21 protein-coding genes, 1 tRNA gene and 1 pseudogene are annotated in these 22,047 nt (G+C 61.9%); 12 read left to right on the plus strand and 11 right to left on the minus strand.

Annotated elements, in window-relative coordinates; translation table 11 throughout:
* The coding region (locus tag ABYW26_RS00335) for an ABC transporter permease (RefSeq protein ID WP_372602668.1) at positions 1-589 on the minus strand (589 nt) is incomplete at its 3' end.
* A 135-nt stretch (positions 590-724) separates the two neighbouring features.
* On the opposite strand from ABYW26_RS00335, the gene cysQ reads away from it, so the two are divergent.
* The 9 genes from cysQ to ABYW26_RS00380 all read left to right on the plus strand — a co-directional run bounded on the left by cysQ (position 725) and on the right by ABYW26_RS00380 (position 11,001).
* Positions 725-1,522: a 3'(2'),5'-bisphosphate nucleotidase CysQ gene (gene cysQ / locus ABYW26_RS00340; RefSeq protein WP_372602669.1), complete on the plus strand. Its 798-nt coding sequence runs from the start codon at positions 725-727 to the stop codon at positions 1,520-1,522.
* Positions 1,522-2,322 carry a 3-deoxy-manno-octulosonate cytidylyltransferase gene (locus ABYW26_RS00345; RefSeq protein WP_372602670.1) on the plus strand — a complete coding sequence of 267 codons (801 nt, stop codon included), beginning with the start codon at positions 1,522-1,524 and terminating at the stop codon, positions 2,320-2,322. The genes cysQ and ABYW26_RS00345 overlap by 1 nt, the downstream gene beginning before the upstream one ends.
* Positions 2,319-3,557 (plus strand): glycosyltransferase family 2 protein, encoded by a 1,239-nt coding sequence (locus tag ABYW26_RS00350; RefSeq protein WP_372602671.1) that lies wholly within the window; start codon positions 2,319-2,321, stop codon positions 3,555-3,557. Before ABYW26_RS00345 ends, ABYW26_RS00350 begins: the two co-directional genes overlap by 4 nt.
* Positions 3,558-3,714: 157 nt before the next feature.
* Positions 3,715-4,611 (plus strand): UTP--glucose-1-phosphate uridylyltransferase GalU, encoded by an 897-nt coding sequence (galU, locus tag ABYW26_RS00355; protein WP_372602672.1) that lies wholly within the window; start codon positions 3,715-3,717, stop codon positions 4,609-4,611.
* A gap of 15 nt (positions 4,612-4,626) precedes the next feature.
* A complete protein-coding gene (gene galE, locus ABYW26_RS00360) occupies positions 4,627-5,610 on the plus strand; it encodes a UDP-glucose 4-epimerase GalE (protein ID WP_372602673.1) in 984 nt (327 codons plus the stop codon).
* Positions 5,570-6,826: a glycosyltransferase family 4 protein gene (locus ABYW26_RS00365; protein ID WP_372602674.1), complete on the plus strand. Its 1,257-nt coding sequence runs from the start codon at positions 5,570-5,572 to the stop codon at positions 6,824-6,826. Before galE ends, ABYW26_RS00365 begins: the two co-directional genes overlap by 41 nt.
* A 54-nt stretch (positions 6,827-6,880) precedes the next feature.
* Positions 6,881-7,891, plus strand: a complete 1,011-nt coding sequence (locus tag ABYW26_RS00370) for a glycosyltransferase family 2 protein (RefSeq protein ID WP_372602675.1) — start codon at positions 6,881-6,883, stop codon at positions 7,889-7,891.
* Positions 7,888-9,585, plus strand: coding sequence for a beta-1,6-N-acetylglucosaminyltransferase (locus ABYW26_RS00375; RefSeq protein ID WP_372602676.1), 1,698 nt, complete (start codon positions 7,888-7,890; stop codon positions 9,583-9,585). The genes ABYW26_RS00370 and ABYW26_RS00375 overlap by 4 nt, the downstream gene beginning before the upstream one ends.
* 6 nt (positions 9,586-9,591) lie before the next feature.
* Positions 9,592-11,001: a nodulation protein NodH gene (locus ABYW26_RS00380; RefSeq protein ID WP_372602677.1), complete on the plus strand. Its 1,410-nt coding sequence runs from the start codon at positions 9,592-9,594 to the stop codon at positions 10,999-11,001.
* On the opposite strand, the gene ABYW26_RS00385 is transcribed toward ABYW26_RS00380, so the two are convergent.
* The 9 genes from ABYW26_RS00385 to ABYW26_RS00425 all read right to left on the minus strand — a co-directional run bounded on the left by ABYW26_RS00385 (position 10,998) and on the right by ABYW26_RS00425 (position 17,051).
* Positions 10,998-11,462 (minus strand): PTS sugar transporter subunit IIA, encoded by a 465-nt coding sequence (locus ABYW26_RS00385; protein ID WP_372602678.1) that lies wholly within the window; start codon positions 11,460-11,462, stop codon positions 10,998-11,000. The two genes, ABYW26_RS00380 and ABYW26_RS00385, sit on opposite strands and share 4 nt — an antisense overlap.
* A 48-nt stretch (positions 11,463-11,510) precedes the next feature.
* Positions 11,511-12,074 carry a ribosome hibernation-promoting factor, HPF/YfiA family gene (hpf, locus tag ABYW26_RS00390; protein ID WP_372602679.1) on the minus strand — a complete coding sequence of 188 codons (564 nt, stop codon included), beginning with the start codon at positions 12,072-12,074 and terminating at the stop codon, positions 11,511-11,513.
* A gap of 65 nt (positions 12,075-12,139) precedes the next feature.
* Complete coding sequence (gene rpoN / locus ABYW26_RS00395) at positions 12,140-13,450, minus strand: RNA polymerase factor sigma-54 (RefSeq protein WP_372602680.1); 1,311 nt, start codon at positions 13,448-13,450, stop codon at positions 12,140-12,142.
* A gap of 12 nt (positions 13,451-13,462) precedes the next feature.
* A complete protein-coding gene (lptB, locus tag ABYW26_RS00400) occupies positions 13,463-14,224 on the minus strand; it encodes an LPS export ABC transporter ATP-binding protein (protein WP_372602681.1) in 762 nt (253 codons plus the stop codon).
* A complete protein-coding gene (locus ABYW26_RS00405) occupies positions 14,221-14,670 on the minus strand; it encodes an LptA/OstA family protein (protein WP_372602682.1) in 450 nt (149 codons plus the stop codon). Before ABYW26_RS00405 ends, lptB begins: the two co-directional genes overlap by 4 nt.
* 71 nt (positions 14,671-14,741) lie before the next feature.
* The gene (locus ABYW26_RS00410) at positions 14,742-15,356 is read right to left on the minus strand and encodes a hypothetical protein (protein ID WP_372602683.1); all 615 of its coding nucleotides are present in this window, start codon (positions 15,354-15,356) and stop codon (positions 14,742-14,744) included.
* Between the two features lie 3 nt (positions 15,357-15,359).
* Positions 15,360-16,325, minus strand: coding sequence for an SIS domain-containing protein (locus tag ABYW26_RS00415; RefSeq protein ID WP_372602684.1), 966 nt, complete (start codon positions 16,323-16,325; stop codon positions 15,360-15,362).
* Positions 16,326-16,328: 3 nt separating this feature from the next.
* Complete coding sequence (locus ABYW26_RS00420; protein ID WP_372602685.1) at positions 16,329-16,940, minus strand: ribonuclease D; 612 nt, start codon at positions 16,938-16,940, stop codon at positions 16,329-16,331.
* 24 nt (positions 16,941-16,964) lie between these two features.
* A tRNA-Leu gene (locus ABYW26_RS00425) sits at positions 16,965-17,051 on the minus strand.
* Positions 17,052-17,198: 147 nt separating this feature from the next.
* On the opposite strand from ABYW26_RS00425, the gene ABYW26_RS00430 reads away from it, so the two are divergent.
* Complete coding sequence (locus tag ABYW26_RS00430) at positions 17,199-18,182, plus strand: complex I NDUFA9 subunit family protein (protein WP_372602686.1); 984 nt, start codon at positions 17,199-17,201, stop codon at positions 18,180-18,182.
* Positions 18,183-18,236: 54 nt separating this feature from the next.
* Here the strand turns inward: ABYW26_RS00430 and ABYW26_RS00435 are convergent, their stop codons facing one another.
* The gene (locus ABYW26_RS00435; protein WP_372602687.1) at positions 18,237-19,040 is read right to left on the minus strand and encodes an undecaprenyl-diphosphate phosphatase; all 804 of its coding nucleotides are present in this window, start codon (positions 19,038-19,040) and stop codon (positions 18,237-18,239) included.
* Between the two features lie 215 nt (positions 19,041-19,255).
* On the opposite strand from ABYW26_RS00435, the gene ABYW26_RS00440 reads away from it, so the two are divergent.
* Both ABYW26_RS00440 and ABYW26_RS00445 read left to right on the plus strand, forming a co-directional pair.
* Positions 19,256-20,689, plus strand: coding sequence for an NAD(P)-dependent oxidoreductase (locus ABYW26_RS00440; protein ID WP_372602688.1), 1,434 nt, complete (start codon positions 19,256-19,258; stop codon positions 20,687-20,689).
* 86 nt (positions 20,690-20,775) lie between these two features.
* A pseudogene (locus ABYW26_RS00445) lies at positions 20,776-22,047 on the plus strand (glutamate synthase large subunit); the annotation flags it as partial.

The following is a 22,047-nucleotide window of genomic DNA, read 5'->3' on the forward strand; positions in this document are numbered from 1 at the left end:
CCGAGGCAATCATATTGGCGCGCTGATAGATCGTGGACACGACGCTGACAAACTCCGGGAACCACGGCTTGATCGCCAGCAGCACCATGCCGATCGACGATCCCGCGAACCATGCCAACAGCACCATACCCATCGCGCCGACCGGGCGGTCGATGGTGATCGGCACAAAGGCGACGTGATAGATGAACAGGATCACCGCCATCGACAGCACTTGAATATAAAGCGACGCCAGCGCCGCCGATCCGATCGCCACCATCGTGTTCATCGGCGCGTGCTGCATCATCGGCGAGGCCGGGCCTTCGGACCCCAACACCGCGCCCAGTGCCTTGTTATGGGTCATGAACAGGAAAATCCCCGACATGATGAACAACAGGAAATCGCCGCGGATCGCATTGCCGCGCAGGCCCAGAATGGCGAACATGAAATAGAACGCGATGACCAGCAGGACGGTCTGCATCATGTTCATCATCAGCCCGACAAGGGCGTTGCCATGGGTTTTGCGAATGTTGCGAACCGTGGCGTGATAGATCAGCGTCAAAAGACGCAGGGCACTGATCAGACCCGAGGATTGTCGGCGCGGCTCGAACATGTATCGCCTTTTGGATTGCAGCCGGCGCTCCGGCTCTGCCTGTCTTGCTGTTCTTGTTGCAGCGGATCATAAGGGAAACAGCAATTTCTTACAATGACCGGGCAGATCAGGCCCGGCGCCAAGGAGAGACCGGTTTTGGATTTCGAACTGCTTGAACAAGTTGCCCGCCGCGCTGCGCTGGAAGCCGGGGCAAAGATCATGGAAATTTATAATTCTGACGATTTCGAAGTGAAAACCAAATCGGATGCCAGCCCGGTGACCGAGGCTGACGAGGCCGCCGATGCCCTGATCTGGGACCGGCTGAGCGCCGCCTTTCCCGACACCCTGATCGTGACCGAGGAACAGGCCGACAGCCACAGCCAGACCGCCGACACCTTTCTGATCGTCGATCCGCTGGACGGCACCAAGGAATTCGTCAAGCGCCGGGGCGAGTTCACCGTGAACATCGCTTATGTCGAAAACGGCGTGCCGATCCGTGGCGTGGTCTATGCGCCCGCCAAGGGGCGGCTGTTCTATACCGATGCCAGCGGCGCCTCGGTCGAGGAAACCGGCGATTTCGATCTGGATCAGGCGGGGCCGGTCAAGCCGATCTCGGTCTCGACCCCTGACAATGACGCTTTGGTTGTCGTTGCGTCGAAATCGCACCGCGATCAGGCGACTGACGATTACATCGCCAAATATAACGTCAAGGACATGACCAGCGCCGGTTCGTCGCTGAAGCTGTGCCTTGTCGCCACCGGCGAGGCCGATCTTTATCCGCGCGTGGGCCGGACGATGGAATGGGACACCGCCGCAGGTCACGCCGTGGTGCTGGGCGCGGGCGGGCGCGTAGTGCGGTTCGACGATCATACCGACCTGACCTATGGCAAGCCGATCTATGAGAACCCGTTCTTTATTGTCTATGCTCCGGGCGTAGACCTGAAAGGCGCATAATGTCCGTTCTGATCGTCATCCCTGCCCGCTATGCCTCGACCCGCTATCCGGGCAAACCCCTTGTCAGCCTGACCGGCGCCACCGGCGAGGGCAAAACCCTGATCCGCCGCTCGTGGGAGGCCGCGATGGCCGTGTCCGGCAGCCCGCGCGTTGTCGTCGCCACCGATGATGATCGCATCCGCGACGCCGCAGTGGCGTTCGGGGCCGAGGTGGTGATGACCTCGGAAAACTGCGCCAATGGCACCGAGCGCTGCGCCGAGGCCTATGACGCGCTGGGCGGCGGGTTCGACATCGTGGTCAACCTGCAAGGCGACGCGCCGCTGACGCCATCATGGTTTGTCGAGGAACTGGTCGCTGGTCTGCGCGCCGATCCGGTGGCCGAGGTGGCAACCCCGGTGCTGCGCTGTGATGGCGAGACCCTGAACGCGTTGCTGGCGGATCGCCGCGAGGGCCGTGTCGGCGGCACCACCGCGGTGTTTGGTCAGGACCGCAAGGCGCTGTATTTCTCGAAAGAGGTGATCCCCTATACCGGCAAGACCTATGCCGACGATGCGGCGACGCCGGTGTTTCACCATGTCGGCTGTTACGCCTATCGCCCTTCGGCGCTGGCTGCCTATCCGCGCTGGGAGGCCGGGCCGCTGGAAATGCTGGAAGGGCTTGAGCAGTTGCGCTTTCTTGAACGCGAACGCCCGGTTCTGTGCGTCGAGGTCGAAGGCCGCGGCCGCCAGTTCTGGGAGTTGAACAACCCGTCCGACGTGCCCCGGATCGAGGCGATGCTGGCGCAGATGGGCGTGGAATGACCGCGCCGCTTCGGGTGTCGGTTGTGGTGGTCAGCCACCACCGGCCCGAGGCGCTGAAACTGTGCCTGACCGCCCTTGCGCGGCAGGATCACCCAGCTTTTGAAATCATCGTCGCCGCCGACGCCCAAGGTCTGAGCGCCGCGCAAACCCTGCCGTTCTTTGACGCGCTGAAAACCGTTCAGGTCGATCAGCTGGGTATTTCGAACGCCCGCAACGCTGGCGTTCAACTGGCGGGCGGCGCGGTCGTGGCCTTTATCGACGATGACGCAGTTGCGCCGCCGGTCTGGCTGTCACGGCTGACCGCGCCGTTTGGCGATCCGCTGGTCGCGGCGGCGGGCGGCTTCGTGCGCGGGCGCAATGGCATTTCCTATCAATGGAAGGCGCGGGTCGTTGACCTGCTGGCCCGGCATCAGGATCTGGCCCTGCCCGAGGATCAGACCACCCTGCATCCCGGCGCCCCCGGCCGGGCAATCCGCACCGAAGGCACCAACATGGCAGTTCGGCGCGATGCGCTGGAGCGGCTTGGCGGCTTTGACCCGGCTTATCGGTTCTATCTGGACGAGACCGATCTGAATATCCGGCTGGCCGCCGAGCACGCGATGACCGCCATCGTGCCAACGGCGCAGGTCGTGCATGGTATCGCCGCCAGCGCATGGCGCGGGTCGGACCGGGTGCCGCGCAGCCTGTTCGATGTCGGTGCCAGCACCGCGATCTTCCTGCGCCGCCACGCCGCACCCGCCGATCGCAGCGCCGCCCTTGACCAATTGCGCGGTGAACAACGCCGCCGCCTTCTGCGCCATATGGTGTCTGGCGGGTTAGAGCCGCGCGATGTCACCCGCCTGATGCGCGATCTGGACGCCGGGATCACCCAAGGCATGACCGGCCCGCTGCCGCCGCGCCCGGTGATCCAACCCGCCCCCGGCTTTGCCGCCTTTCCCGGCAGCAGCGCCGCCACTCTGACGGTTCTGGCCGGGCGCTGGTGGCAAGGGCGATCCCTGCGCCACCGGGCGCGCACCTTGGTGTCACAGGGCGAGCAGGTCTTGCTGTTGCTGTTTACCCGGACCAGCCTGTTCCACCGCTTTCGCCTGCATCCCGATGGCTATTGGGAACAGCGCGGCGGACAGTTCGGGCGCTCGGACCGGAAACAACGGCTTTTCCGGCCATGGCGTCTGCGTCGGCGTGTTACAGCGGAAACCGCCCGCGCGGCCCGGTTTTTGGGACTTACAGCGCGCTGACCCTGTGTTACCCTGAAAAGCGCATAATTCCCGGGCATTCTGGTGGAAATTTGAAACGATTACTGCGCAATCTCTGGGCGGCGCCCTGACCACGGCAGTTGAATATGTGATAACAATCCGGCAGCGTGGGGCTGTGGGGCAAAGGGCAGACGAGTAAATGAAGCGTAAAGTAACGAAAGCGATTTTTCCTGTGGCGGGTCTGGGAACGCGGTTCCTTCCAGCAACCAAGGCCATCCCGAAAGAGATCATGACATTGGTCGACCGCCCCCTGATCCAATACGCGATCGACGAGGCGCGGGCGGCAGGCATCAAGGATTTCATCTTTGTCACCGCGCGCGGCAAAAGCGCCCTTGAAGACTATTTCGACATCGCCCCCAATCTTGAGGCCGAACTGCGCCGGGCCGGGAAAACCGAGCTGCTGAACGTGTTGAAGACCACCAATATGGAAAGCGGCGCTATCGCCTATATCCGCCAGCAAAAGGCGCTGGGCCTTGGGCACGCGGTCTGGTGCGCGCGGCGGCTGATCGGGAACGAACCCTTTGCGGTCATCCTGCCCGATGACGTGATCGCCGCCGAAAAACCCTGTTTGCAACAGATGGTCGAGGCCTATGCCGAAACCGGCGGCAACATGGTCGCCGCGATGGAGGTGCCGCCCGAAAAAACCAGCTCCTACGGTGTGCTGGACGTGAAAGAGGACATGGGCCAACTGGTGTCGGTCAAAGGCATGGTCGAAAAACCCAAACCCGCAGACGCGCCGTCCAATCTGGCGGTGATCGGGCGCTATATCCTGTCGCCTCGGGTCATGGGGACGATCAACAAGACCAAGCAGGGCGCAGGCGGTGAAATTCAGCTGACTGATGCAATCGCCGCCCAGATCGGCGCGTCCGAAGATGGCGTGTTCGGCTATCGCTTTCGCGGTCAGCGGTTCGATTGCGGCTCGAAAGCGGGCTTTTTGCAGGCCACCGTGGCCTTTGCGCTGGCCCGTGACGATCTGCGCGATGAGCTGAGCGAATTCCTGCGCGAGATGGCCGTGATCGACAAAGCGGCTCAGTAACGGCGGGGCGCGCGGGTGAAGAACATTCTGGTCACTGGGGGTGCCGGTTATATCGGCTCGCACGCATGCAAGGCCTTGCGGCAAGCGGGCTATATGCCGGTCACTTTTGATAACCTGTCGACTGGTTGGGCCGATGCGGTGAAATTCGGCCCGTTCGAACAGGGCGATCTGCTGGACCGGGCGCGTCTGGATCAGGTGTTTGCCGCTTATCAGCCCATCGCGGTGTTACATTTCGCGGCCTTCAGTCAGGTCGGCGAATCCATGCAGGAACCGGGCAAATACTGGCGTAACAATGTCGCCGGGTCGCTGACCCTGATCGAAGCGGCGATTGCTGCGGGATGTTTGAACATTGTTTTCTCCTCGACCTGCGCGGTCTACGGCGATCAGGATGGCGTGGTTCTTGATGAGAACAGCGTTCACATGCCGCTAAACCCCTATGCCGCCTCGAAACGCGCGATCGAGGATATGCTGGCCGGGTTCGCGGCAAGCGACGGTCTGAACGCGGTGATCTTTCGCTATTTCAACGTCGCGGGCGCCGATCCCGAGGGCGAGGTGGGCGAATTCCACCGGCCCGAAACCCATCTGATCCCGCTGCTGCTGGACGCCATCGAAGGCCGCCGCCCGGCGCTGACCGTGTTCGGCACCGATTACCCGACGCCGGACGGCACCTGCATCCGCGACTATGTGCATGTGATGGATCTGGCCGAGGCGCATGTGCTGGGGCTGAAATGGCTGACTGATGGCAAGGGCAGCGGGGTGTTCAATCTGGGCACCGGCACCGGGTTTTCGGTGCGTGAGGTCATTGACGAAGCCCGCAAAACCACCAACCGCGCGGTGCCGGTGACCGAAGGCCCGCGCCGTCCCGGCGACGCGGCCTGTCTGGTCTCGGGCTCGGTCCGGGCCGAGGCCGAATTGGGCTGGCAGGCCAAACGTTCAACGATGAAAGAGATGGTGACCGATGCGTGGCGCTGGCACCAAACCGGCCATTACACCCGCTGATCCCCCGGCGCGGCTGCTGGATGTCTCGCGATTGGTGTCGCGGGCCGGGCGCGGCGCGTTCACCGGTATCGACCGGGTTGAAATGGCCTATCTGACATGGCTCTCCGCGCAGCCCGCGCCGTTTTTCGCGCTGGCCCGCACCGCGCTTGGGTTTGTCCTGCTGGATCGTGACGGGGCGCTGGGCCTTGCGGCGCGGCTGCGGGGTGACGTGCCGTGGGGCGCGCCGGATTTGCTGGGCCGCCTGATCCATCGCAGCACCCGGTCCCGCGCCGTGGCCGAGGCCGATCTGCGCCGCCTTGCGCTGGCGCGGTGTCGGCCCAAGGGGCTGGCGCGACTGTTGGCCCGGCACCTGCCGACCGGCGCGGCCTATATCAATGTCGGCCACAGCAACCTGGGCCGCGAAAGCCTTGCCGCGATCCGGGCGCATCCCGGCGCGCGGATCGCGGTGATGATCCACGACACGATCCCGCTGGATTTCCCGCAATTCACCCGCCCCGGCCTGCCCGAGCGGTTCGCCGGGATGCTGTTGAATGTCGGGGCCTCGGCCGACCTGATCCTGTGCAACTCGGCCGCCACCGCCGCCGATGTCGAGGCGCGTCTCGGGGACGAATTGCCGATTGTGGTGGCGCATCTGGGGGTCGAAACCCCGACGCCTGATGCCACCGGCCTGCCGCCGGGCCTGCCGCTGTCGCATCCGTATTTTGTGACCACTGGCACCATTGAGGGGCGCAAGAACCACGATTTCCTGCTGACCCTGTGGGAAACGATGCTGACCGAGCGCCCGGCCAGCCATGTGCCAGCGCTGTTCATGATCGGCAGCCGTGGCTGGCGGAATGAAGAATTCTTTGCCCGGTTCGATGGCTCGCCGCTGAAGAACCGGGTGATCTTTGAACTGCCCGGCCTTGACGATGGCGCGATGGCGGCGCTGACTGCGGGCGCCTGCGGCCTGCTGTTTCCCAGCCTTGCCGAAGGCTATGGTTTGCCCCCGCTTGAGGCGATGGCGCTGGGAACACCGGTTCTGGCCAATGATTTGCCTGTTTTCCAAGAGGTTCTGGGTGATTTCGCCGTTTACGCCCCGGTTACCGATGCGTATTCTTGGCGGAAAAATATTGACGAATTAATGCGGCGGGCGGGCACGCACGAGCAGGGCAAAGCGCAGGCCAGGGCGGTTCCAACCTGGCAAGACCATTTTTCCACGGTCTTAAATCTGACTTAAGCCCCGCATGTTACCCCGTCGCGTCAGGCCAAGGCCTGACATTCAGGAGGACGATTGGGCGCGATCTCATCATATCGTCTGCGGTTGCAGCGCAAGAGGTGGCGTATCCGGGCCTTTCGCAAAAGGCGCGAGCTGAAATCTGTTGCCAACAATACCGACGCGATCGAGCCGAATGATATTCTGGTCTTTACCACGCTCAGGAACGAACGGGCGCGGCTGCCGTATTTCTTCAAATATTACCGGGCGCTGGGGGTCGATCATTTTCTGATGGTCGATAACGGCTCGGACGATGGCACGCGCGAGTATCTTGAGGCACAGCCCGATGTCTCGGTCTGGAGTAGCACCAAAAGCTACAAGCGGTCGCGGTTTGGTGTCGATTGGCTGAACTGGCTGCAACGCAAATACGCCCACGGCCATTGGGCGCTGGTGGTCGATGTCGATGAATTCTTTGTCTATCCGTTCTGCGACACGCGCCCGATCCGGGCGCTGACCGATTGGCTGGATGCGTCGTCGATCAAATCGTTTGGCGCGATGCTGTTGGACATGTATCCGCGCGGCCCGATTGACGCCCAACCCTATCGAGAAGGGCAGGATCCGCTGGAAATCGCCTCATGGTTCGATAGCGGCAATTACGCCATCCGCAAGAATTCCACGTTCGGCAATCTGTGGATTCAGGGCGGCCCGCGCGCCCGCGCGTTTTTTTCGGACGCCCCGGCCCGCGCCCCGGCGCTGAACAAGATTCCGCTGGTGAAATGGGATCGCGGCTATACCTATGTCAGCTCGACCCACATGCTTTTGCCGCGCGGCCTGAACCTTGTATATGACGAATGGGGCGGTGAAAAAGCCTCGGGCTGTTTGCTGCATGTGAAATTCCTGAGCACCTTTGTCGAAAAGGCACAAGAGGAACTGACCCGTCGTCAGCATTACGCCAACAGCCACGAATACCGCGCCTATAACAAGGCGCTGAACGCGCAGCCCGATCTGTGGTGCAAATGGTCCGAGAAATACATCAACTGGCGACAGCTTGAGATTCTGGGCCTGATGTCCAAAGGAAACTGGGCATGACGGTTGGGTTCATCATGCTGGTGCACACCGCGCTGGACCGGGCCGAGGCCGTCGCCCGCCATTGGGCCACCAGCGGCTGTCCAGTGGTGATCCATGTCGATCGCAGCGTCAATCGTCGCAACCACGACGGCTTTGTCAAATCGCTGTCCGATCTGGACAACGTGAAATTCTGCGCCCGGCATCGGGTTGAATGGGGCACGTGGTCTTTGGTCGCGGCAACGCAATCGGCGGCCGAGACCGCCTTGGCCGAATTTCCCGACGTCCGGCATGTCTATCTGGCCTCGGGGTCGTGCCTGCCGTTGCGCCCGGTGCAAGAGCTGAAGGATTACCTTGATTGCAGCCCCGGCACCGATTTCATCGAATCTGTCACCACCGAGGACGTGCCGTGGACGGTGGGCGGGCTGGACCGCGAACGCTTTACCCTGCGCTTTCCGTTTTCGTGGCGGCGGCAGAGGTTCCTGTTTGACCGCTATGTGAAATTGCAACGCAAGCTTGGCTTCCGCCGCAAGATCCCCGCAGGGATCGTGCCGCATCTGGGCTCGCAATGGTGGTGCCTGACGCGGCGCACCTTGTCGGCCATTCTGGAAGACCCCGAGCGCGAGGTCTACGACCGCTATTTCCGCAAGGTCTGGATTCCGGATGAAAGCTATTTCCAGACGCTGGCCCGGCTTTACAGCCAGAATATCGAAAGCCGCTCGCTGACGCTGTCCAAATTCGATTTTCAGGGCAAGCCGCATATTTTCTACGACGATCACCTGCAATTGCTGCGCCGGTCGGATTGTTTCGTCGCCCGCAAGATCTGGCCCAAGGCCGACCGCCTGTATTCGTCGTTTCTGTCGAACGACCCCGCAGTTACCAAGAACGCCGAACCGAACCCCGGTAAGATCGACCGCCTGTTCACCAAGGCGGTCGAGCGCCGGACCCAAGGCCGCCCCGGCCTGTATATGCAAAGCCGCTTTCCCAATGAGGGCTGGGAAAACGGCCGCACCGCCGCGCGCTATTCGGTGTTCGAAGGCTTTAGCGACCTGTTTGAAAACTTCGAAATCTGGCTGGGCCGGGCTGCGGGCGGGCGGGTGCATGGCCATCTTTATGATCCGCAGCGAGTCCAATTTTCCGGCGATGAAACCGTCTATAACGGCGCGCTGTCTGACAGTGCGGCCCTGCGCGATTACGACCCGCGCGGTTTCCTGACCAACCTGCTGTGGAACACGCGGGGCGAGCGGCAGTGTTTCCAGTTCGGCCCGCACGACCAGCAGGATATCTCGTGGTTCCTTGCCGGTGACCCGAATGCGCAGATTTCAGTCATCACCGGCGCATGGGCCTGTCGCCTGTTTCATTCGAACCGCAATTTTTCGACCATCCGGCGCGAGGCGGCGGCGCTGCAAAAGATCGAAGCCAAGCATCTGGATATCCTGCGCTCGCCCCACACCAAGGCGCGGGTGCGGATCTGGTCGATGGCCGAATTCGTGCAGAACCCGATGGAGCCTCTGCAAATCATCATCGACGAAATCGCTCCGCGCGGTCAGCACCGGCTGACCGAAGCGCCGCGCATGACCGATCTGCGCGGCTTTGGGCAATTCCTGCAAAACCTCAAGAATCAAGGGATGCACCCTTATCTGATGGGCGATTTCCCGGTTGGGGACGATCCCGAAACCACGCCGCGCGAACGCCGCCGGCCCTATCTGGTAAAGTGATGCGAAATGGCGGGTAAGTTCGACTATTTCGTGGTGTTGGCCGAGATGCGGACGGGCTCGAATTTTCTTGAGGCCAACCTGAACGAATTCGACGGGTTGCAGTGCTATGGCGAGGCCTTCAATCCGCATTTCGTCGGTCACAAGAACAAATCCGCCCTGTGTGGCGTGACGCTGGATCAGCGCGAAACCGACCCGATGTCGCTGATCGCGGCGCTGCGGGCGGCGGGCGATGAATTACCGGGTTTCCGGTTTTTCCATGACCACGATCCGCGGGTGCTGGCCCATGTTCTGGCCGACCGGCGCTGTGCCAAGATCATCCTGACCCGCAACCCGGCAGAAAGCTATGTCTCGTTGCAAATCGCCGCGCAAACCGGGCAGTGGAAACTATCGGATATGAAAGACCGCCGCGATGGGCGCGCGGTGTTCGATCCCGCCGGGTTCGAGACGTTTCTGGCGACGCTGCAACAGTTCCAGCAGCGGGTTTTGCACAGCCTGCAAACCACCGGCCAGACCGCGTTTTACGTCGCTTACGACGATATCGGCGATCTGGACGTGATCAACGGCATGGCGCGGTTTCTGGGCGTCGATCAAAAGCTTGATGCGCTGTCCGGGGCGCTGAAAAAGCAGAACCCCGAACCGCTGGCTGAAAAGGTCGAGAATTTCGCTGAAATGCAGGCGGCCTTGGCCGGGTTTGACCGATTTGATCTGACCCGCACCCCGAATTTCGAACCCCGGCGCGGTCCGGCTGTGCCCGGTTTCATCGCCGCCGCCACCGCGCCGCTGCTGTATATGCCGCTGAAGGGCGGGCCGGTGGCCGAGGCGACCGCGTGGCTGCAGGCCTTTGCGCCCGACCAGCCGCTGATCACCGGCTTCACTCAGAAAACCCTGCGCCAGTGGAAGCGGAAAACCCCCGGCCATCGTGGTTTCACCATCGTCAGCCACCCGGTTCTGCGCGCCTACCGCAGCTTTGCCGCGCATATTCTGGGCGCTGGCGGCGACAGTTTCCCCGCCATCCGCGAGACCTTGGCCGGGCGCTATAAGGTGCCGCTGCCGAAACCCGGCACCGATATCAGCGATGACCAGCGCCGCGCGGCGTTTCTGGGGTTTCTCGGCTTTCTCAAAGGCAATTTGGCCGGACAGACCAGCATTCGCGTCGATGCGTCATGGGCGACGCAGGACGCGGTGATTCAGGGCTTTGCGCAATTCGCCGCCCCCGATCTGATCCTGCGCGAGGACCGCTTGCCGGGGGATTGGGCGATGCTGGCGGCGCAGGTCGATCTGGCCGCGCCAGAGGCCCCCGCAGGCGATAATGCCGCGCAGGATCTGGCGCGGATTTACGACGCCGAAATCGAAGCCGCAGCGCGCGACGTCTATCAGCGGGATTATATGGTGTTTGGCTATCGCGGCTGGGCTTAGGCAGCTTGCGACGACGGCGCCTCGGTCAGAACCGTAAACAGCGTGTCCGGTTCGGAATTGGCCCGCAATTTGCCGCAGATCGTGGCATCCCGCAGCGTCCGCGATACCAGTGCCAGCGCCTTCAGGTGATCGACGCCCGAATCCTTGGGCGCGAACAGGGCAAAGACCAAATCGACCGGCTGACGGTCGACAGCGTCGAAATCCAGCGGCTTTTCCAGACGCAGGAACGCGCCGACGACGTGATCCAGACCTTCCAGCCGGGCATGGGGCAGGGCAACGCCATGTCCCACACCGGTCGGCCCAAGGCTTTCACGTTCTTGCAACGCGTCAACGACGTCCGAGGCCCGCAGGCCGTAACAGCTGGCGGCGATCTCTCCCAGGTCCTGGAAGAGACGCTTTTTGCTGGAAAGCATGCCGAATACTCGTACCGCTTCGGGCTTGAGAATGCGCGAAAGTTCCATGTATCCGTTACTGTCCTACACGGGTCAGGCCCGCGTTTTTCTGTCGGTTCAGGTGTCGATCCAGCCCACATTGCCGTCATCGCGGCGGTGGACAACATTGACGCCCCCGGTTTTCTCGTTACGGAACACCAGCATTGGTGCGCCCGCCAGTTCCATCTGCATCACCGCTTCACCCACCGACAGCGACGGGATGGTGGTTTCCATCTCGGCGATGATCATCGGCTGAAGCGTTTCAGGCTCCGTCTCTTCGGAGTCATGCGTTCCGGCGAGGATATACGAGGATGCGCCGATCAGTTCAACTGGTTGTGAACGCTCTTTGTGGTGGTCCTTCAGGCGGCGCTTATAACGGCGCAGCTGTTTTTCCATTTTGTCGCGGCAATCATCAAACGCGGCATAGATCTCGGTGGCATGGGCCTTGGCCTGAGCCGTCAGCCCGGTCGACAGGTGAACCGTGGCTTCGCAAACATATTCATGCGCGTTGCGCGAGAATACCACCAAGGCGTCGGTCGGACGCTGGGCGTATTTATCTACGGCTTCGCCAAGTTCCTGTTTCACGTGGGTCTGCAGGGCATCCCCCACGTCGATCTGTTTACCAGTGATCTGATAGCGCATCACGCCTCCTCCAGTGTGTTATTTCGACTGCTGACGCAGCCATCTGGCTTGCGGGCAAGTCATAGTTAATCGGGAGAACCGCTGCCCGGGGGTGCCGGGCGATTTCGACGCATGGCGTTGAGTCGGCCACGCTCGAATGATGATGGAATGTTCATGCATCCCCTGTATTTGGCGACAGTTCTACGGGCGATGTCAACGCCTTCCCTACGTAGCAACGCAGCAATTTCACTATCTGAATGCGGCGCGTCGGCGGGTTCGTGCTCGACAAGCCGCCGAATGCTGCGCTGCACCGTAAAGGCCGACACGGGCCCTTTCTCGCCGCCGCGCACCGACGACGAGATGAACCGCGAAAGCGGATAGGTAATGCCCTGAAAAATAAGGGCTTTACTGGATATGGTTCGGCCGACGGTCGACGGGTGCAACCCCAGATCCTGCGCAAGATCGCTGCGGGTCAGCGGCGCCATGAAATCCGGGCCCTTGGTGAAAAAACCAGCTTGCCGCGCGACCAAAGCAACCGCGACTCGGCGCAATGTGTCGTTTCGGAATTTCAGCCCATTGATCAGCGTTTGAGCAGGGCCGCGATATTGTTGGGCCAGGGCGGCATCGCGACTCATTTGTGCCATCAGAACCTCGTCCAGATGCAGGCGCGGCAGCACGTCGCCGATCAGCGTGACGTTCAGCATTCCGGCGCGGTCCAATTCGACCTCGATCTCGGGAATCAGCGGCGCGGCGGGGGCGCTGTAGACCTGTCCGGGATGCGGGTTCAGCCCCGGCAACAGCACAGCGATATCCTGAAGCGCCTCGGGCGACAGGCCGGTGTTGCGGCTGGCGCGGGTCCATTGCTGTTCCACCAGCAGATCCAGATAGTTACAGGCCAGATGCGCCGCCTGTGCTGGAACGCCTTTTTCCGCCAGTTGCAGCGCCAGACATTCCGCCAGATTGCGCGCGGCAATGCCCACCGGCTCGCAGGATTGCAGGGCGCGGACCGCCTGTTCAACCTGAGTCAGGGACATGCCCAGCAGTTCCGAGATTTCGTCGTCGGATTGTTCCAGATAACCTTCGTCGGTCAGGTCCACCGCCAGATATTGCGCCAGCAGGGCGACCGGTTTCGGCAGGTCCATCAGCGACACCTGACGGATCAGGCTTTGCGACAGTGATTCGGCCTGGCTGATGTTGCGGGTCGCGGTGTTGAAATCGGGCAGGCTGGTGGCGCTGTTATCAGCGAAATCCAGCAGCGGGTTCTCGGTGGTCTGGCGGGTGATCTCGGCCCACAGTTCGGCGGTGCTGAGTTGCAACAACGACATGCCTTGCCGCAGACCGGGTGTCAGGGACAGGCGCTGAGTCTGGGTCGCGGATAACGCTGGCCGAACAGCCATGACCGTTTGCCCTCATGAGATGCGGAACGATTGCCCAAGATAGACGCGACGCACGTTTTCGTCGCGGATGACCTCGTCCGTGGTGCCGCTCATCAGCACCATCCCGTCATTCAGGATATAAGCCCGGTCGACGATTTCCAGCGTCTCACGGACATTGTGATCGGTGATCAGCACGCCAATGCCGCGATCTTTCAGGTCATGCACCAGATGGCGGATTTCCCCGACCGCGATCGGGTCGACCCCGGCAAAGGGTTCGTCCAGCAGCAGGTATTTCGGGTTGGCAGCCAGACAGCGGGCGATTTCCACCCGGCGGCGCTCGCCGCCCGACAGGGACAGGGCCGGGGCGCGGCGCAGGTGACTGATCGAGAACTCGGACAGCAATTCCTCAAGCCGCTCGCGGCGCTTGTGGCGGTTGGGTTCCGAGATTTCGAGGATCGCCAGAATGTTGTCTTCGACACTAAGTCCGCGGAAAATGCTGACTTCCTGCGGCAGATAGCCGATGCCCAGCTTGGCGCGGCGATACATCGGCAGGTTGGTGATGTCGCGGCCGTCGATCAGAACCTGCCCGCCTTCGGGGCGGATCAGACCGGCGATATTGTAGAAACAGGTGGTCTTGCCCGAGCCGTTCGGCCCCAACAGCGCAACCACCTCGCCCCGGTTCAGCTCAAGACTGACGTCGCGGATCACCGGGCGGCGGCGATAGCTTTTGCGAAGGTTCACAACCTTTAGGCCCGCGTCACCCTCGGCCACTGTCAGATCCGGCGTGCCCGTCATTCAGGCGCCCCGCCGGTTTGCAGGATGGTCTTGACCCGGCCCTCGATGCGGCCAGATCCGGTTTTCAGGTCTATGGTAAGCTGTTGACCCGCAAGGGTATTCTGCCCTTGCGTCAGCAACACCCCCCCGGACAGAACCAAGGTCGATCCCTTGATGTCATAGGTCGCGTTCTGGCCTTCGGCGGCCTCGTCACGGTTGACCAACAGGACGTTGCCGGTGGCCAGCATCCGGGCGATCTGGCCGGTGGGCGTGCCGTTCTCGGTCTCGTATTCAACGGCGACGCGGTCAGCGGTCAGGCGCATCTCGCCCTGCGCCACCAGAACATTCCCGGCAAAAACAGCGGTGCCGTCGGATTGGCGCACTTCCAACTGATCGGCGGTGACCTGAACCGGCAGCGTGCTGGAGTCGACAAGCGCCCCCAAGGCCACATCGGTCCCCTGAGCCAAACTTATGCAGGGGATCAGGGAAACTGCACAAACCGCAAGGGCATACCGCAACCGCATGAACTGATTATCCTCTAATTCGAAGGTTGATATATCAGTTCAACACCCTGTTTGAAAACAAGAACATAACTGTCCTCGGCGTTGGCTGTATCGGAGGTGGTAATATGAAGCATCCCGGCGCTTAGCGTGCCGGCCGGACCGGTGGCGGTGATCGGGCCCTGCGCCTGAATATCGGTGCGATCCAGCGCGGCGGTCAGCGAATTGGCGTTGATGTGATAGCCGGTCGAACTGTCCAGAACCACATTGCCGCTAAGGGTTGCCAGACCGGCATTTGCATCGACGGTGCCCAGATCGGCACGGATGTCGGCCGAGGCCCCGCTGGCGAATTCCAGACGCGCCGCGACATCGGCTGCGGTGGCGCCTTTCCGGCTTTCGGCATCGGGTTTGACGGTGGCGGCGGACAGGGAAATCGCGGTGCCGTCCTCGGTCACGCCGGCATAGTTCGGCGCGGTGATCCGTTGCTCGCGGATCAACTGCTGGACATCGACCTTGGCAAAGGGAATGGCCGCCGTCGGGTCCAGCGTGCGCGAGAACAGGAACAGCGTCGACAACAGCCCCAGCGCCGCCAGCGGCAGGATCACCTTGGCCCAGGCGATAAAGCGCGAATAGCCGTTGTCAAACGAGGCCATGCCTCAGGCGACCCCGGCGCGCAGGCAGTCGTGGATATGCAGAATCCCCGCCGGTGTGCCATCGCCAGTCGGGTCGACCACGAACAGGCAGGTGACCTTGCGGGCGTTCATCAGGGCCAGGGCCTCTTCCGCAAGGGCGTCGGGGGCGATGGTGACGGGGGATTTCGACATGACCTGATCGGCGGTCAGGTCCAGCAGGCCCTGCATATGCCGCCGCAAGTCGCCATCGGTCACGACACCGATCAGTGCGCCCTTGGCATCGGTCACGCCGACCACGCCAAAACCCTTTTGGCTGATGGTCAGCAAGGCCTCGCCCATATGAGTGCCGCTGGCGATCACCGGCAGTTCGTCCGGCCCGTGCATCAGGTCCGACACCTTGGCCAGTTGCGCGCCCAGCTTGCCGCCGGGGTGGAACTGGCGGAAATCGGTCGGGGTGAACTTGCGATGCTCCATCAGCGCGATTGCCAAGGCATCGCCCAGCGCCAGCGTCATCGTGGTCGAGGTGGTCGGCACGATGCCGGTGCCACAGGCCTCGGGGGCGGGGGGCAACAGGATCGCCACATCCGATTCGCGCAGCAGGGTCGAGCCCTCGCGCCCGGCGACCCCGATCAGCGGAATCGAGAACCGGCGGGTATAGGCGATGATATCGGCCAGTTCCGGGGTTTCGCCGGAATTCGACAGCACCAGCGTCACGTCGCCCTTGGCCAGCATGCCCAGATCGCCGTGGCTGGCCTCGGCCGGGTGGACAAAATGCGCGGGCGTGCCGGTCGAGGCTAGCGTCGCCGCGATTTTCCGCCCGATATGGCCGGATTTCCCCATGCCCGAGACAATCACCCGTCCGGGCGCATCCAGAATCACCTGCACCGCAGCGGCAAAGCTGTCGCCCAAGGCGTCGGACAGCAGGGTCAGCGCCTCGGCTTCGCGGGTAACAACGCGGCGGCCAGCAGAAAGGAAGGTCTCAGAATTCATGGGTCAATGCGCAAAAATGTCGATTTCAGGCCAGCCGGTCAGGTCCAGTTTGGCACGGGCCGGCAGAAAATCAAAACAGGCCTGCGCCAGATCGGTCCGGCCTTCGCGTTCAAGCCGCTTGTTCAGCTCGGTCATCAGCTTGTGCAGATACAGAACGTCCGACGCCGCATAGTCCAACTGGGCCGCGGTCAGGGTCTCGGCACCCCAATCGCTCATTTGCTGCTGTTTCGAGATATCCACGCCCAGCAATTCCTGAAGCAGGAACTTCAGACCATGCCGGTCGGTATAGGTGCGAATCATCTTCGAGGCGATCTTGGTGCAATAGACCGGCGCCGCCAGCGTGCCGAACGCATGATACATCACGGCGATATCGAAGCGGCCAAAATGGAATAATTTCAAGACGTTGGGGTCGGCCAGCATCTTGCACAGGTTGGGTGCGCTGGTCTGACCTTTGGCGACCTGCACCAGATGGGCATTCCCGTCGCCGCCCGACATCTGGATGACGCACAGGCGATCCCGGTGCGGGTTCAGGCCCATTGTCTCGCAATCGATTGCCACGACCGGACCAAGATCCAGCCCGTCGGGAAGGTCGTTCTGATAAAGGAAGTTCGCCACGTGATCCCCTGTCTGTGTGAGGGGTGGTGCCCAGGAGAGGACTCGAACCTCCACATCGTTGCCAATACTAGCACCTGAAGCTAGCGCGTCTACCAATTCCGCCACCTGGGCAGGTGTCGTGGAGCGGGGATTTATAGGCGGGCGCTGGTGGTGTCAACGGACATTCGCACAGTTTTTTCACAAACTGCATATCGGCTTGTTTGCGGCCGTCGGTGAAGCTATTCAGACAAGTAACTTATAAGGCACGGAGGCACCCAGATGTCCAAGCTTGTGACAATTTTTGGCGGTTCGGGATTTGTCGGGCGGTATGTCGCCCGCCGTATGGCGCAGGATGGCTGGCGTGTTCGCGTCGCCGTGCGCCGCCCGAACGAGGCGCTGCATGTCAAACCCTACGGCCGCGTTGGTCAGGTCGAGCCGGTGTTCTGCAACATCCGTGACGATGACTCGGTTCGGGCCGTGACCATGGGCGCGGATGCGGTGATCAACTGCGTCGGCATCATGAACGAGGTCGGCAAGAACAAGTTCAAATCGGTTCAGGCCGAAGGCGCTGGCCGCATCGCCCGTATCGCCGCTGAACAGGGTGTCGGTCAGGTCGTGCAGATTTCGGCCATCGGTGCCGATGCCGAATCGAACAGCATTTATGCCCGCACCAAGGGTCAGGGCGAGGCCGAGGTTCTGGCCGCCTACCCGAACGCGGTGATCCTGCGCCCGTCGGTGATTTTCGGGGTCGAGGACCAGTTCTTTAACCGTTTCGCCAGCCTCAGCTTCTTTGGTCCGATCCTGCCGCTGGTCGGTGGCAAGACCAGGTTCCAGCCGGTCTATGTCGATGACGTGGCCGCCGCTGCCGTCGCCGCCGCCGAAGGCAAGGCCGCGCCGGGCGTGTATGAACTGGGCGGGCCGGATGTTGCGACGCTGGATGCGCTGGTCAAGAAAATGCTCAAGATCATTCACCGCCGCCGTCTGGTGGTGAACAAGCCGTTCTTTGCCGGCACGATTATCGCCACGGTTCTGGATCTGGTTCAGACCTTTACCGGCGGTCTGGTGACCAACACCATTCTGACCAAGGATCAGGTGAAAAACCTGCGGATCGACAATGTCGTGGCGCCGGGTGCCAAGGGTCTGGCCGATCTGGGCGTCACGCCGACGCCGATGGATGCGGTTCTGCCGGAATACCTGTATCGCTTCCGCCCGCAGGGCCAGTATGACGACATCACCAACTCGGCCAAGAACCTCAAGGCCTGAGGGTAGACGTCAAAGATTTGAAACGGCCGGGCCACTGCGCCCGGCCTTTTTCGTTCAGCTATAGGCGATATACAGCAGCACCAGCCCAAGGATCACCCGATAGATCACATAGGGCGTAAAGCTGACCGAGCGCAGCAGCCGCATCATCAGGGTCAGCGCCAGCAGCGCCGAGACAAAGGCGAACACCGCCGCGACCGCGCCATCGCGGGCAGCGGCGGCATTGGCGGTGGCGGCGACCTCGATCCCCAACAGGGTGCCCGAGGCGATGATCGTCGGAATCGACATCAGCATCGACAGGCGGGCGGCATCAGTGCGCGCGTATCCCAGCGCCCGTGCGCCCGAGATCGTGATGCCCGACCGCGAAGTGCCGGGGATCAGGGCGACGGCCTGCCACAGGCCCATGATGATGGCGTGGCGCAGGCTCCAATCCCCGGTGCGACGCTCGGTCGCGCCCTTTTGGTCGGTCCAATACAGGAACAGACCGAACAGCAGCATGGTCCAGCCGATCACCGCGATGGATCGCAGCGCCTCATCCAGACCGGTCAGTTTCAGCACCAAACCGGCAATCACCACCGGCACCGTCGCCACGCCCAAGAGGAACGCCAGCCGCGCGCCGGGAGTGTCGATGCGCCCGCTTAACATGCGCGGAACTCCCCGCAGCGCCATTGCCACATCTGCCCGGAAATAAAGAAGAACTGCCATCAAGGTGCCGATATGAACGGCGACATCTATGATTTGCCCCTGATCGGCATGACCGGTCAGCGCGGGCAAAAGAATCAGGTGTCCCGAGGACGAAATCGGCAGAAACTCGGTTACGCCCTGTAATGCGGCCAGTGCCAAAAGATATAGCAAAGACATTGCTTTCCCGCCTTGTTTTTCGCGCCGGATACTAAACCAATGATTTTTAATGGAAAGGGCATAAATTAGTCAGCTACAGTTACCTAAAAAGCGGTCTTTCTGGCCCGCGCAAACAGAGAGAGCGTGAAATTTTTCCTATTAGGTCACTTATGCTGACTTTTATTTTTCTTTTTTCCCCCGTATGACGTTGCGCCTGAGAGATTTGAGAGGTTGGCATGGCGAAAGAACGGATGCTTAAATTCGTAGACGTGCAAAAGGAAACTCCGCAAAAGCGGGCGGCCGATGCACGTCGGCAGGATTTCAATGAAATCTACGCAGAATATGCGGCAGACAAGGCCGCGACTCAGGCCAGCCGGTGCAGCCAGTGTGGCGTGCCCTATTGTCAGGCGCATTGCCCCCTGCACAACAATATCCCCGACTGGTTGCGCCTGACCGCCGAAGGCCGTCTGCAAGAGGCCTATGAGATCAGCCAAGCCACCAACACCTTCCCGGAAATCTGCGGTCGCATCTGCCCGCAGGACCGTCTGTGCGAAGGCAACTGTGTGATCGAGCAATCCGGCCACGGCACCGTGACCATTGGGTCGGTCGAGAAATACATCACCGACACCGCCTGGGAAGAGGGCTGGGTCAAGGTGATCGCGCCCGCCGAAGAGCGCAGCGAAAGCGTTGGCATCATCGGTGCCGGGCCGGGCGGTCTGGCGGCGGCGGATGCGCTGCGGCGTCAAGGCATTCAGGTCACGGTTTATGACCGTTATGACCGCGCCGGCGGCCTGCTGACCTATGGTATTCCGGGCTTCAAGTTGGAAAAAGATGTGGTCATGCGCCGCATCGAGCAGCTTGAGAAATCCGGCGTCGAATTCGTGATGAACTGCAATGTCGGCGAGGACCTGTCCTTTGACGCAATCCGTGGCAAGCACGACGCCGTGCTGATCGCCACCGGCGTTTACAAGACCCGCGACCTGCAAGGCCCCGGTTCGGGTGCCGAAGGTATCGTCAACGCCATCGACTTCCTGACCGCCAGCAACCGCAAAAGCTTTGGCGACGACGTGCCGGAATTCGACAGCGGCGAGCTGAACGCCCATGGCAAGAACGTGGTCGTTATCGGCGGTGGTGACACTGCGATGGACTGTGTGCGCACCTCGATCCGTCAGGGCGCGACCAGCGTGAAATGCCTGTATCGCCGTGACCGCGCCAACATGCCCGGCTCGCAGCGCGAAGTGCAGAACGCCGAAGAAGAAGGCGTGGAATTCGTCTGGCTGTCGGCGCCCAAGGGCTTTGCCGGCGACAAGGTGGAAAGCGTGATGGTGCAGAAGATGCGCCTTGGCGCCCCCGATGCCACCGGCCGCCAGTCGCCCGAAGTGATCGAAGGCGCCGATTATGTCGAACCCGCCGATCTGGTGATCAAGGCGCTGGGTTTCGAACCCGAGGATCTGCCGACCCTGTGGGGTGAACCGGCGCTGGAAGTGACCCGTTGGGGCACGATCAAGGCCGATTTCCGCAGCCACGAAACCAGCCTGCCGGGCGTGTTCGCCGTGGGCGACATCGTGCGCGGCGCCTCGCTGGTGGTTTGGGCGATCCGTGACGGTCGCGAAGCCGCAGGCAGCATTCTGGAGTTCCTGGCGCAACCGGCTCAGGTCGCGGCAGAGTAAGCACAAGATTTGTTCCGGGTCTGCGGACCCAGGGCCAAGGCGGCGGACCGAGCGAAATGCCCCGTTGCCGAAACAGGAGAACAGCGATGACGAAATACGATGAAAGCTGGGTCGCGGCCGAAGAAGCCAAACGCGCCTTTATGGCCGAAAACGGCCTTTATCGCGAAGAGGACGAACATTCGTCCTGTGGCGTGGGTCTTGTTGTGGCAATCAACGGCAAGCCGTCGCGCAAAGTCGTCTCGAACGGGATCAACGCGCTTAAGGCGATCTGGCACCGCGGTGCGGTCGATGCCGACGGCAAGACCGGCGACGGCGCGGGCATTCACGTTCAGATCCCGGTGCCGTTCTTTTACGACCAGATCCGCCGCACCGGCCATGAACCGCATCTGGACCAGCTGATCGCGGTCGGTCAGGTGTTCCTGCCGCGCACCGATTTCGGCGCGCAGGAAAAATGCCGGACCATCGTCGAAGCCGAGGTTCTGCGGATGGGCTATTACATCTATGGCTGGCGCCATGTGCCGGTCGATGTGACCTGTCTGGGTGAAAAGGCCAACGCCACCCGCCCCGAGATCGAACAGATCCTGATTTCGAACAGCAAGGGCGTCGACGAAGAGACCTTTGAGCGCGAGCTTTATGTCATTCGCCGCCGGATCGAAAAGGCCGCCAGCGCCGCTGGTATCGGTCAGCTGTATCTGTGTTCGCTGTCCTGCCGGTCGATCATCTATAAAGGCATGATGCTGGCCGAACAGGTGGCTGAATTCTATCCCGACCTTCAGGACGAACGGTTCGAGTCGACCTTCGCGATTTATCACCAGCGTTATTCGACCAACACCTTCCCGCAGTGGTGGCTGGCTCAGCCGTTCCGCATGCTGGCCCATAACGGCGAGATCAACACGCTGAAGGGCAACATGAACTGGATGAAAAGCCACGAGATCCGCATGACCTCGTCGGCTTTCGGTGAACATTCCGATGACATCAAGCCGATCGTGCCGCAGGGCAGCTCGGACTCGGCCGCGTTGGATGCGGTGTTCGAGGTTCTGGTGCGTGCCGGTCGCTCGGCGCCGATGGCGAAAACCATGCTGGTGCCCGAGTCGTGGTCGAAGCAGGCGGTCGAACTACCCGAAGCGTGGCGCGACATGTATTCCTATTGCAACAGCGTGATGGAGCCGTGGGATGGTCCGGCCGCGCTGGCGATGACCGATGGCCGCTGGGTTTGCGCCGGTCTGGACCGCAACGGCCTGCGCCCGATGCGCTATGTCGTGACGGGCGATGGCCTGCTGATCGCCGGCTCCGAGGCGGGCATGGTCCCGACCGATGAGGCCACCGTGCGTGAAAAAGGCGCGCTTGGCCCCGGTCAG

The organism is Actibacterium sp. (assembly GCF_041584535.1).
In the GTDB taxonomy this organism is placed as follows: domain Bacteria; phylum Pseudomonadota; class Alphaproteobacteria; order Rhodobacterales; family Rhodobacteraceae; genus Actibacterium_D.